The organism is Pseudomonas sp. LBUM1663, assembly GCF_059695905.1.
Map to the genome: position 1 here is coordinate 3,558,263 of NZ_CP166792.1, position 12,070 is coordinate 3,570,332.

At 61.9% G+C, this 12,070-nt stretch carries 10 protein-coding genes and 1 pseudogene; 6 read left to right on the plus strand and 5 right to left on the minus strand.

Features of this window, described 5'->3' with window-relative positions; translation table 11 throughout:
• The first annotated feature begins 2 nt into the window (after positions 1-2).
• Genes ACA075_RS16135 through ACA075_RS16155 form a run of 5 tightly spaced genes read left to right on the plus strand, consistent with a single transcriptional unit; the run spans position 3 to position 4,574 of the window.
• Entirely contained in the window at positions 3-365 is a 363-nt protein-coding gene (locus ACA075_RS16135; RefSeq protein WP_077749680.1) for an STAS domain-containing protein, read from the plus strand.
• Positions 362-766, plus strand: coding sequence for an anti-sigma regulatory factor (locus tag ACA075_RS16140; protein WP_010460966.1), 405 nt, complete (start codon positions 362-364; stop codon positions 764-766). Before ACA075_RS16135 ends, ACA075_RS16140 begins: the two co-directional genes overlap by 4 nt.
• Positions 763-1,773 (plus strand): ATP-binding protein, encoded by a 1,011-nt coding sequence (locus tag ACA075_RS16145; RefSeq protein ID WP_497299271.1) that lies wholly within the window; start codon positions 763-765, stop codon positions 1,771-1,773. Before ACA075_RS16140 ends, ACA075_RS16145 begins: the two co-directional genes overlap by 4 nt.
• Positions 1,766-2,641, plus strand: a complete 876-nt coding sequence (locus tag ACA075_RS16150) for a sensor histidine kinase (RefSeq protein WP_497293811.1) — start codon at positions 1,766-1,768, stop codon at positions 2,639-2,641. The genes ACA075_RS16145 and ACA075_RS16150 overlap by 8 nt, the downstream gene beginning before the upstream one ends.
• Positions 2,631-4,574 carry a PAS domain-containing hybrid sensor histidine kinase/response regulator gene (locus tag ACA075_RS16155; RefSeq protein ID WP_497293813.1) on the plus strand — a complete coding sequence of 648 codons (1,944 nt, stop codon included), beginning with the start codon at positions 2,631-2,633 and terminating at the stop codon, positions 4,572-4,574. The genes ACA075_RS16150 and ACA075_RS16155 overlap by 11 nt, the downstream gene beginning before the upstream one ends.
• Before the next feature lie 97 nt (positions 4,575-4,671).
• Here ACA075_RS16155 and uvrA read toward each other — a convergent pair whose 3' ends face one another.
• Positions 4,672-7,302, minus strand: a complete 2,631-nt coding sequence (gene uvrA, locus ACA075_RS16160) for an excinuclease ABC subunit UvrA (protein ID WP_497293815.1) — start codon at positions 7,300-7,302, stop codon at positions 4,672-4,674.
• 155 nt (positions 7,303-7,457) lie between these two features.
• Entirely contained in the window at positions 7,458-9,569 is a 2,112-nt protein-coding gene (locus ACA075_RS16165) for a hybrid sensor histidine kinase/response regulator (RefSeq protein WP_497293817.1), read from the minus strand.
• Positions 9,570-9,749: 180 nt separating this feature from the next.
• Here ACA075_RS16165 and ACA075_RS16170 point away from each other — a divergent pair.
• Positions 9,750-9,923: pseudogene (locus ACA075_RS16170) on the plus strand (flavin reductase family protein); the annotation flags it as partial.
• A gap of 191 nt (positions 9,924-10,114) precedes the next feature.
• Here the strand turns inward: ACA075_RS16170 and ACA075_RS16175 are convergent.
• Genes ACA075_RS16175 through ACA075_RS16185 form a run of 3 tightly spaced genes read right to left on the minus strand, consistent with a single transcriptional unit; the run spans position 10,115 to position 11,847 of the window.
• Positions 10,115-10,774, minus strand: coding sequence for a DUF799 domain-containing protein (locus tag ACA075_RS16175; protein ID WP_497293819.1), 660 nt, complete (start codon positions 10,772-10,774; stop codon positions 10,115-10,117).
• Positions 10,771-11,112, minus strand: a complete 342-nt coding sequence (locus tag ACA075_RS16180) for a DUF4810 domain-containing protein (protein WP_370654478.1) — start codon at positions 11,110-11,112, stop codon at positions 10,771-10,773. The genes ACA075_RS16175 and ACA075_RS16180 overlap by 4 nt, the downstream gene beginning before the upstream one ends.
• Positions 11,113-11,172: 60 nt before the next feature.
• The gene (locus ACA075_RS16185; protein ID WP_497299272.1) at positions 11,173-11,847 is read right to left on the minus strand and encodes a CsgG/HfaB family protein; all 675 of its coding nucleotides are present in this window, start codon (positions 11,845-11,847) and stop codon (positions 11,173-11,175) included.
• Positions 11,848-12,070 lie beyond the last annotated feature (223 nt).

A 12,070-nucleotide genomic window follows, 5' to 3' on the forward strand; every position in this document is an offset into this window, starting at 1 on the left:
CGATGGAACGCATTCCGATTTTGCAGATGGGCGACTTCCTGCTGGTGACCATTCAGGTCGACATGCATGACCAGCTTGCCCTTACGCTCCAGGACGATCTGTCCGAACGCATCAGCAAGACTTCCGCTCGCGGCGTGTTGATCGACATCTCGGCGCTGGACATGGTCGACTCGTTCATCGGTCGAATGATCGGCACCATCTCCGGCTTGTCGAAAATCATGGATGCCCAGACCGTGCTGGTCGGCATGCAGCCTGCGGTCGCCATCACGCTGGTAGAGCTCGGGCTGACCTTGCCCGGCGTCAGCACAGCGCTGAACGTCGAGCGCGGGATGAAACTGCTTCAGGAACGAGTACGCGAGCAATGACCCTGCGCAGCAGCGGCACTCAGCCCATTCAAATCGAGCAGGACGTGGTCCTGGCCCGGCAGACGGCGCGCAAGCTGGCCACCGAGTGCGGCATGCGCCTGATCGACCTGACCAAACTGGTGACCGCCGTCAGCGAGCTAGCGCGCAACACCATGGTCTATGGCGGCGGTGGCGACATGGACTGGCAGATCCTCGACGAAAACTCGCGGGTCGGCCTGCGCCTGACGTTTCGCGATGAAGGCCCCGGCATCCCCGACATCAAACTGGCAATGACCGACGGCTGGACCTCCGGCAGCGGCCTGGGCCTTGGCTTGACCGGGGCGAAACGGCTGGTTGATGAGTTCGAACTGGACACCGTCCCCGGCCAGGGCACTCGCATAACGATCACCCGATGGACATGAACATCGGGGGGTCGCTGACCCAGGTGCTGTTGATCGAGGACAGCAGCCAGATCGGCTTTGCCCGGCGCACCGCGCAGAAGCTCGCAGAGGACCACGGTTTCGACGCCGTTGATGCCGGACGCGTGGCGCTAGTGGCAACTGAATTGGCCAGCAACGTGCTCAAGCATGCGATCAGGGGCGAATTGCACCTGCGAATCCTGCCAGGCGAAAGCGCCAACGGCATCGAGATGCTCGCGGTGGACCGCGCCCAAGGCTTTGACCTGCAAGCGTGCATGACGGACGGCTTTTCCACGGGAGGTACGCAGGGCATTGGTCTGGGGGCGGTGTCGCGCCAGACCGAGGTCTTTGACGTTTATACCGACTCGCGCGGCACCGTGTTATTGGCCCGGTTGTATCCACGCGCCAGCAAAGCAGCCGACTTGCGCATCGGCATCAGCCAGCACTCGCTGCACAACGACCCGGCGTGCGGTGATGTCTGGCACCTGGCGGTCGACGGGGCGAATCTCAGCGCCTTGGTGATCGACGGCCTGGGGCATGGCGAGGAAGCCGAACGCGCCGCCCGCGCCGGTGAAAAAGCCTTCGCCCTGGCACCGTTTGCCTCGCCGGTGTGGCTGCTCGAAGACATTCACCAGGCCATGATCGGCACCCGCGGCGGTGCCCTCGCGATTGCGCAGTTCGACGGCCACCTCGGCACACTACGATTCACCGGCATCGGCAATATCGGCGGCAGCCTGATCACCCCGGACAAGTCCCGTGGCCTGGCGTCCCATCCGGGGATCGTCGGCGGGCAATACCGCAAAGCCCAGCCTTTTGACTACGCTCACGTGAACGGACATCTATTGATCATGTACAGCGACGGCCTGCAGTCCCGTTGGAACCTGCACGACTACCCTGGCCTGGTGCACCGTCATCCCGCCGTGATTGCGGCGGTCCTGCATCGCGATTTCTGTCGCGGCCGTGACGATGTGACGGTCCTAGTCGTTGCCCTGGAGGCCGCCCATGGCTGAGTCGCCCCTGCCGCCGATCGACGAACAGTCGGCGCTGATCGAGCGCTTGCAGAGTGAAACCGCGGCGCTGCGCGAAGAGCTCGATGAAACCAATCAGGGCGTGCTCGCGCTCTACGCCGAACTCGACAACCAGGCTGAGGAATTGCGCCAGGCGTCGGACCTCAAGAGCCGCTTCCTGTCGTACATGAGTCACGAGTTTCGCACGCCGCTGGGCTCGATCCTGAGCATCGCCAGCCTGCTGACCGATGAACTCGACGGCCCGCTGAGCCCCGAGCAACACAAGCAGGTCGCGTTCGTCAGCACCGCCGCGCGGGAGCTGAGCGACATGGTCGACGACTTGCTCGACCTGGCGAAAATCGAGGCGGGGCGCATCACCATCTCACCCGCCTGGTTCGACATGTTCGACTTGTTCGCCGCCCTGCGCGGCATGTTTCGCCCAATCGTCGATGCATCCGCCGTGGACCTGATCTTCGAAGAACCGGTCGGCCTTCCGCGCCTCTACACCGATGACAAGAAGCTCGGGCAGATCCTGCGCAACTTCATTTCCAACTCGCTGAAATTCACTACGCGCGGCGAAGTACGGGTCTCGGCCTCCCTCGAAGGCTCGAGCCATGTACGCTTTGCGGTCACCGATACAGGAATAGGTATCGCTGCCGAGTTACATGGCGCATTGTTCGAGGACTTTTCCCAAGTCGATTCGCCCCTGCAAAAACGCTTGCGCGGTACCGGTCTGGGCTTGTCTTTGTGCAAACGCTTCGCCGCCCTGCTGGGTGGCGAGGTCGGGGTCGAGAGTACACCCGGGGTCGGGTCGACCTTTTTCGTGATCATCCCGCTGGCCATCGCCATGGAGCCCGCCGATGAAACGTGACATTCGCCTGTTGATCGTCGATGACAACGTCGCCACCCGCTACGCCCTGCGCCGACGCCTGGAGCCACATGGCTACGTGGTGCTGGAGGCCGGAACCGGTGGCGACGGCCTGGCGCTGATCGACAGCGAATTGATCGATGCCCTTATTCTGGACGTCAACCTGCCAGACATGAGCGGTTTCGACATTGTCCGTAAACTGCGTTCGGAACCGGCCACGGCGTTGTTGCCGGTGATTCACGTGTCGGCGGCGTCGATCCAGACCGGCGACATCATCACCGGCCTGGACGCCGGGGCCGATGCCTACCTGATCCACCCCGTGGACCCGGACGTATTGCTGGCGACCCTGCGCACCCTGCTGCGGGTGCGTGAAACGGAAAATGCCCTGCGGGACAGCGAGGCGCGTTTTCGCGAGATTTTCGTCAACGTCTCGGCCCCCATCGCGGTGCTGGACGCGCAATTCAACGTCCACGAATGCAATCATGCTTTCGCCCGACTGATTCAGGACAATCGCGACCCGCAGACCTTGCGCGAATGCTTCGCCGAGCAACAGGAGGCCGTCCTCGATGAACTGCGCCTGCGCCTGACCGCCGGTGAACGCTGGAAAGGCACGCTGAATATGCGGATCGAGGGGGAGCTGCGGGAAACCGAGTGGCAGATTTCGCCCTATCGCACCCCTGAACTGAGTCTGGTATTCGTCGAGGACGTTACCGAGCACCGCCACCGCGAGCGCTCGCACCTGGCCCGTCTCGACGATGCCACTTCGCAACTGGAACACGAGATCGCCGCACGTGTGCGCACCGAGAGCCAGTTGCTGCAAGTGCAGAAAATGGACGCCCTGGGCAAGCTCACCGGGGGCATCGCCCATGACTTCAACAACCTGCTGACCGGCATCATCACCAGCCTGGAACTGATCCAGAAACGGGTGGCCGATTCGCGTACCGACAAGGTCCAGTTCTATGCCGAAGCGGCGCTGAACTCGGCCATGAGCGCCGCCTCGCTGACCCATCGCTTGCTGGCCTTCGCCCGCCAGCAACCGCTCAATACGCGTCCGGTGGACATCAACGAGCACATCCGTTCCCTCGAAGAATTGCTGGCGCGCACCATCGGCGAACACATTGCGCTGAAACTCGAATTGACCTCCAAAGCCGCGATTGCCCTGGTCGACCCGATCCAGCTGGAAAGCGCCGTGCTCAACCTGGTAATCAACGCGCGCGATGCCTTGCCCCAGGGCGGGAATATATGGGTCAGCACTTACGCGGCGTATTCCCATGGCGACCTGAAACTGGCGGATGGGGCGTATGTCGCGCTGTCTGTGCGCGATGACGGGACGGGCATCGAACACAATGTGATTGACAAAGTGTTCGACCCGTTTTTCACCACTAAGCCACTGGGCCAGGGCACTGGGCTGGGGTTGTCGAGCATTTACGGGTTCGCCCGGCAATCGGGCGGCGACGCACACATCCGCAGCGTGGCCCGTCGCGGCACCGAAGTGACGATCATGCTGCCGGCCAGTGCCGATTCGACCACCACAGAAGCGGAACCGGCGACTGTCGATCAACAGGGCTCAGGCGAGCATGTGTTGATTGTCGAGGACATGCCGTCGGTGCGCATGTTCGTTGCCGAGGTGTTAGTGGATGCCGGGTATCGCTGCACGCAGGTGGGCGATATCGAAGGCGCCCTTGAACGCCTGCAGAACGACCCCTCGATTGATCTGATGCTGACGGACGTCGGTCTGCCGCGCATGAACGGCCGGGAACTGGCCGATGTCGCCCGAGGCTGGCGTGAAGGGTTGCCGATCCTGTTCATGACCGGCTACGCCGAGAATGCCATCAACCGCCAGGTGTTCCTCGGTGATGGCATGGAGATGCTGATCAAGCCGTTTCAGATCAATGAACTGCTGGACAAGGTCCGGCGCACGATCGACTGCGCCTGACACCGATCCTGTAGGAGCGAGGCTTGCCCGCGAAGAACGATAACCGGTTTTGTCTGATTGACCGCGGCGCCCAATTCGGGGGCAAGCCTCGCTCCTACTAGTTAAGGGTCCGGGCCAGGAACGGGGCCGTGCTGCTCTTCTTGCTCTTGGCCACTTTCTGCGGCGTGCCGGCAACGACAATCTTCCCGCCCTGATCCCCCGCCCCCGGCCCGATATCAATCACCCAGTCACTCTGCGCAACCACACGCATTTCATGCTCCACCACAATCACCGTGTGCCCCGCCGCGACCAGCGTATTCAGCTGTTCGAGCAGCCGGTCAACGTCCCGCGGATGCAAACCGGTCGTTGGTTCGTCGAGCACATACAACGTCGCCCCACGCTGGTTGCGTTGCAGCTCGGTCGCCAATTTGATGCGCTGGGCTTCGCCACCCGAGAGCTCCGTGGCTGGCTGACCAAGGCGCAGATAACCCAGGCCGATATCGCGCAGCACTTCCAAAGAACGGCGAATGCCCGGTTGCTCAGCGAACACCTCGACCGCTTCGTCCACCGTCAACTGCAAGACCTGCGCAATGTTCAGACCTTGCCAAATGATCGCCAGCGTCTCGGGGTTGTAGCGGGCGCCATGACACGTCGGGCACGGCGCATAGACGCTGGGCATGAACAGCAACTCAACGCTGACAAACCCTTCACCTTCGCAGGTCGGGCAACGGCCCTTGGCGACGTTGAAGGAGAACTGCCCGGCGTCGTAGCCCTCGGCCTGCGCCTGGGGGGTGGCGGCGTACAGTTTGCGCACGTTGTCGAACAGCCCAGTGTAGGTCGCCAGGTTCGAACGCGGCGTGCGGCCGATGGGTTTCTGATCGACCTGCACCAGGCGCTTGATCGATTCCAGCCCGGCCGTGACCTGACCGCCGCTGACTTGCGGCGCATCGTCCTCAAGGCTCAACTCTTCGGGCTCGCTGGCACTGGTTCCGCGCCCAAGATGCGCACCGACCAATTCCAGCAAGGCCTGACTGACCAGGCTTGATTTGCCGGAACCGGAGACACCGGTCACCGAGGTAAAACACCCCAAGGGAAACTCGACGCTGAGGTCGTTCAGGTTATTGCGCGTGATGCCGTCCAGACGCAGCCAATCGCTCGGCTTGCGGCTGGCTCTGGCTTCGGTGACCTGCTCGGCGAAGAGGTAGGCACGGGTCTGGGAGTCCTTGACCTCGGCCAGTCCTTGGGGTGGACCGCTGTAGAGGATCCGACCGCCATGCTCGCCCGCTGCCGGGCCGACATCGATCAGCCAGTCGGCACGGCGCATGGTTTCCAGATCGTGCTCAACCACAAACAGGGTGTTCCCGGCAGCCTTCAAGCGTTGCAGCGCTTCGAACAACGCTTCGCCATCGGCCGGGTGCAGACCGGCCGACGGCTCATCCAGCACGTAAATCACACCGAACAACTGCGAACCCAATTGAGTGGCCAGGCGCAGCCGCTGCAACTCGCCGGACGACAGCGTCGGTGTGCTGCGCTCCAGCGCCAGATAACCAAGACCCAGGTCGGTCAGGGTGCTGACCCGCTCCAGCAAATCCTGAGCGATCCGTTGCGCGGCCAGGCGTTTCTCCACCGAAAGGTTAGGCGTATGCCGCACATCCGGCGCGTTGGCATGGCCGCTGGCGCCGTGGGCCACGCGCTGTTCACGGGCCTCGCGAGTCTGGCGGTGAGTCAACACCTCGCCCGCTTCATCGGTTTGTTCAAGGTAGCTGTGGGCCGCCACCGGTTTCAGCACCTCGGCCACTTGCAGCAACGGCATCTGCGACAGCTCGCCGATGTCGTAACCGGCAAAGGTCACCGACAACGCCTCGCGCTTGAGCCGTTTGCCGTCGCACAACGGGCAAGGGCTGCCGAGCATGAATTGCGCGACGCGCTTCTTCATCAGCGCACTTTGCGAGTGGCTGAACGTGTGCAGGATGTAGCGTCGGGCGCCGGTGAAGGTGCCCTGGTAGCTGGGCTCCATTTTGCGTTTGAGCGCGACTTTGGTTTCTTCGGGGGTGAGCCCGGCATAGACCGGGACGGTCGGTGTTTCCTCAGTGAAGAGGATCCAGTCACGCTGCTTTTTCGGCAGCTCGCGCCAGGGTTTGTCGACGTCGTAGCCCATCGTCACCAGGATGTCGCGCAGGTTCTGCCCTTGCCACGCCGTGGGCCAGGACGCCACCGCCCGTTGACGGATAGTCAGGCTCGGGTCCGGGACCATCAAGGCTTCGGTGACTTCATACACCCGGCCCAGGCCATGGCATTCGGGGCAGGCGCCCTGAGGCGTGTTGGGCGAGAAGTCCTCGGCGTACAGCATCGGCTGCCCCGGCGGATAGCTGCCGGCCCGGGAGTACAGCATGCGGATCAGGCTCGACAGCGTCGTCACGCTGCCCACCGAAGACCGCGTACTCGGCGTGCCGCGCTGTTGTTGCAGGGCCACGGCCGGTGGCAGGCCGTCGATGGAATCCACGTCCGGCACACCGACCTGATCGATCAGCCGCCGCGCGTAGGGCGCCACGGATTCGAAATAGCGGCGCTGCGCTTCAGCGTACAGCGTGGAAAACGCCAGCGACGACTTGCCCGAACCCGAGACGCCGGTGAACACCACCAGGGCATCCCGTGGAATGTCGACGTCAATGTTCTTGAGATTGTGTTCCCGGGCACCGCGTACCCTGACCATGCCGGAAGGAGGATTGGAGGTACGCGTTGAAGTCATCGGGAGCCCTTGATAAATAACTGGAAAAACATAGACCCCATGTGGGAGCGGGCTTGCTCGCGAATGCAATTTAACATTCAACATTGATGTCGACTGACACGACGCTTTCGCGAGCAAGCCCGCTCCCACAGGGGATAGTCCCACAATGGATGTGGTCAGCCGCTCAGGGCCGTGCGGATCATGTGTGTCAGTGCTTCGGGCCCGTAAGGTTTGCTCAGCAGATGGGTATCCGGGCTGAGCTGGTGATTGCGCGAAATGATGTCCCGGGTGTGGCCGGAGGTAAACAGCACCGCCACCGGCGGATTTTGCACCTTGGCCCAGGCTGCCAGGTCCGAGCTTTTGATCAGGCCGGGCATGACCACATCGGTGAAAATCAGGTTCACCCGCACGCCATCCAACAACATCTGCATCGCCTGGTCGCCGTTGGCCGCGGTCATGACCTGATAGCCCTCCTCGCTCAGTAACTCCACCGCCGAGCTGCGCACCGCCTCGTTGTCCTCGACCACCAGAATGGTTTCGTTCCCGCCCCGTTGCGGTGAATCCTGCAGCGTTGTTTCACTGGGCAATGCACGCAAGCTGCGCGGAAAGTAAAGCTGCACCCGAGTGCCCTGCCCGATAACGCTGGAGATCTCGATGTGCCCGCCGCTCTGTTTGACGAACCCGAACACCATGCTCAGTCCCAACCCCGTGCCCTGACCGTCGGCCTTGGTGGTGAAAAACGGCTCGAACGCCTGCCCGAGCACTTCGGGCGACATACCGGCACCGGTGTCGGCCACCGCGACACGCACATAATCGCCCGCCGCGATGCCCTTGCCGGCACAGAATTTACGATCGAGCGCTACATTCCCGGCACTCAGCTCAATGGTCCCTTCGCCCTTCATGGCGTCACGGGCATTGATCGCCAGGTTGAGAATGGCGTTTTCCAGTTGGTTGCGATCGACGTTGATGTACCAAGGCTCTTGCGGCACCTGCACATCGATCTGGATGGTTTCCCCCAGCGCCCGTTGCAACAGCTCACCCAGCCCTTCGAATATCAGTTGTGGGTCGCACACCGCTGGCGACAACGGTTGGCGACGGGCAAACGCGAGCAATTGCGAAGACAGTTTGGCGCCGCGCTCGACGGCCGCAATCGACGCACTGACCCGGCGCTGCACGTTGGCGTTGTCCGGCTCGTGCCGCGCCAGCAAGTGTAGGTTGCCGGCGATCACCTGCAGCAGGTTATTGAAGTCGTGGGCCACACCGCCGGTGAGGCCGCCGATCGCTTCGAGCTTCTGCGACTGGCGCAGTTGCTCTTCAGCCGCCAGCCGCGCATCGACTTCGTCGGCCACGCGCTGCTCCAGGTTGCGGGTGAATTTGAGCAGAGATTCTTCAGCAATCTTGCGTTCATGAATGTCAATCAACACGCCGGGGAAGCGGAACGGCTCGCCCTGCTCGTTGAACTCGCAACAGCCGCTCGCCTGCACCCACAAATAGCTGCCGTCGGGGCGCAAAACCCGGTACTCGGCGTTGAAGGGCTCGCCGGTTGCCACTGACTGACTGACCCGTTCCTGGACCCAGCTGCGGTCGTCGGGATGAATCTTGGCTTCAGCAATGTCGGTGGGCAGGTCGGCGAGGTTCTGCTCGGAGGGGTAGGAAAAAGTCCGGGCAAAACGCTCGTCACCGGACAGCACGTTGCCCTTGATGTCCCAGACGAACGAGCCAAGCAAAGCCCCTGCATTTAGCGCCAGGCGCACCCGTTCGTTGTCGGCGCGATACGCGTCTTCGGCTTCCTGGCGCCGGCGTTCGGAGATCACATATTCAGTGGTTTCAACGACCATCGCCATGACCCCGGCGGGAAACCCTTCATCATTGGCGACAGGGCTGTAATAGAGGTCGAGCCAGACATCTTCGGGGACCCCGTCTCGCAGCAATTCCAGCACTTTATTGCGATAGGACAAGGTGCCGCCCGCCAGGCAGGTATCGACCACATGTCGATTGAACTCGGCCACTTCCGGCCAACCCAGCTCGACCGGGGAGCCCAGCAGATATGGATGGCGGCCACCGGCAAACGTCGAGTAGGCATCGTTATAGATCATGTAGCCCTCGCGCCCCCAGAGCATCACCATCGGCAGTGGCGACGCAAGCATCAGCCGCACCGTGCTGCTCAGGCTCGCAGGCCAGGCGTCTATGTCTCCAAGCTCGGTCTGGCTCCAGTCGAACGCGCGGATGCGCCCGGCCATTTCACCGTTCCAGCCGGCACACCCGTGGCTATCAGATAGAAACTGCATCGACTGGCTTTATGTCCCTGTGATTGGCTGGCTTGCGGGATCGCAACGACGCGAGGACGGCGCGGGCCCGTTTGTTTCGAGCATCACCGACGCCAATGGTTTCATATGAGGTTAGCCGATTCAAACCGTGCGGGCTCCCTCGCCACAGAGGTGTTGGCGAACGCTAAACCTCGATCAGGTGCTTTCGACCCGAAAACCTTGTACATCGCCCGGTTGGGGCTGGATGCGATCGGACGCATGGGTGGGCATGGCTATGCGCGGACCCGGGATTATTTCGATTTGCCGACGCGGTCGTTGCAGGCGTGGACGGATGCACCGGGGGGTGGGGAGCGGTTTTGGCCTGTCGCCAAGTAACCGAAATTCATCTAAAACTGTGGCGAGGGAGCTTGCTCCCGCTGGGCTGCGTAGCAGCCCCAACACCTGTCAGCGCGGTCCTTCAAATAGATCGCGTCTTCAGTTTGACGACTGCTGCGCAGCCGAGCGGGAGCAAACTCCCTCGCCACAGGAAGCACTTCACTACAGGAACTTCCTTAAACAGACCAGGTTCAGTCAGTCCCGTATTTCGGCGAACGCGGTCCGTACAGCAACCCCGCCGGTTGCCCTGCCGACAGCAGCCGTGTACTGGCCACACCGGCAATCGGGTGACCAGCGTCGGTGGAGCTGTTGATCACTTGCTTGACCGCTGCCGTAATCAGCATGCCAACCAAACCACCGCCACCGTTGTTGCCGCCCTCTTCGCTCGATGCCCGGGCCGAGCCGGTCCACAGGGTGGTGCCGCTCTTGAGGTCTACCAGTTTCGCGGTGGCGGTCACCACGGTTTCGCTGCTGATGATCATGTAGCGCGTGCCGTAGTCCGTCACGGTGATGTACAACGCCGCATCGGCACCGAAGATTTCCTGCAGCTTGTTGGCCGGTGCCTGGTGAATGTCCGCCGGTGTGGTCAGGCCATTCTGGCGGAATGTCTCATCGACCAGGGTAATCGGCAGCACGTAGTAACCGGCTTCCGCCAACGGGTACGTGACCTGCGACAGCATGCTGTAGGACGCCTTGACGTCCGGCGAATTGTTCAGCGGCGGCAGCACCAGAATGGTTTTCGGACGAGCTTGCTTGTACGCCGAATAATCCACGGTCTTGGGGCTCACGCAGCCACCGAGCACGGCCAGCGCCAGCAACCCGGCCATCAGTTTCAATGAGCGCGCGATCATTGGGTGTCTCCGGTCTTGGCGTTTTTAAGCAGAAAATCCATGTACGGCGTCGACTCGGGAAACAGGGTTTTCTCGGTCCTGAACTGCTGCACCATCTGATCGTCCTTGCCCATGCTCAGGTACAACAGACCCAGGTGAGCGTGGTAGCCAGGCGGCGGCGTCTTGCCGGTGGACTTGATCTTCTGCAGGTCGCGTTCCAGTGCTTCGGCCTGAGCTTCCTTGGGTTCTTCACCCTTGAAGTACTCGTAGACTTCCGGCTGATAGCTTTCCCACTGGTAAAGGGTTTTCGGGCCGGCGCAACCGGCCAACAGGCCACTGACCAGCAATGTCGACGCCATCAGCGCCCATGACACATAAGTCTTGAACATGCTTGTACCGCTCCTTGTCATCAACCTTGATCAGTTACCCGGTTTCCATGCCCCGGCATTCATGCCGTCCACCAGGCGATTGATCGCCTCGCGCATGGCCAGGTCGAGCACTTTGCCGTTGAGGGTCGAATCGTAGGCAGCCGTGCCGCCGAAGCCGATGACTTCACGGTTGGACAAGGCGTACTCGCCCGCGCCCTGGGTCGAATAAACCACTTCGGAGGTGCTGATGTTGACGATGTTCAGGTTGACCTTGGCGTAGGCCACCTGGGTCTTGCCGCGACCGAGAATGCCGAACAGCTGGTGATCGCCGGTCTCTTTGCGGCCGAACTCGGTGACATCACCGGTGACCACAAAGTCAGCGCCCTTGAGGCGTTGGGACTGGCCCTTGATCGCGGCTTCCTGCTGGATCTCGCCCATGTTGTCGCGGTCCAGCACGCTGAAGCGGTTGGTCTGCTGCAAGTGAGTGATCAGGATGGTCTTGGCCTGACCGCCGAGGCGATCGACGCCGTCGGAGAAGATCCCGCGCATGTAGCTCGAACGGTTGTCGAACTTGCCGACCGCCATGGGTACACGAACACCGGCATACGCCACGCTGGCGCTTTCGACTTTTGCGACCGGCAAGGCGCGCGAGCTTTCCGTTGCGCACCCGGCCATGCTGCCCAAAAGGGCAATCGCTGCCGCCGATACCAACATCCGAGAGATCATTCTCACTGTGCATTCCTTCTGAAAAAACGGTTTATCCCGGCACGGCCATAGCCAACCGCTGCGGGTTGCAGCGGCGAAAAAGCGAGGGGGAATCAAATCGATGATCGACGTGCGGGACGTCGGCGGCCAGCATTATGCCAAAGTGCCATCACTGAGAACAGTGTTTAATTTTTATTGGCGTCAGTAGCTTGACCTGTGGCCAGCGGGACTTTTGTGGCGAGGG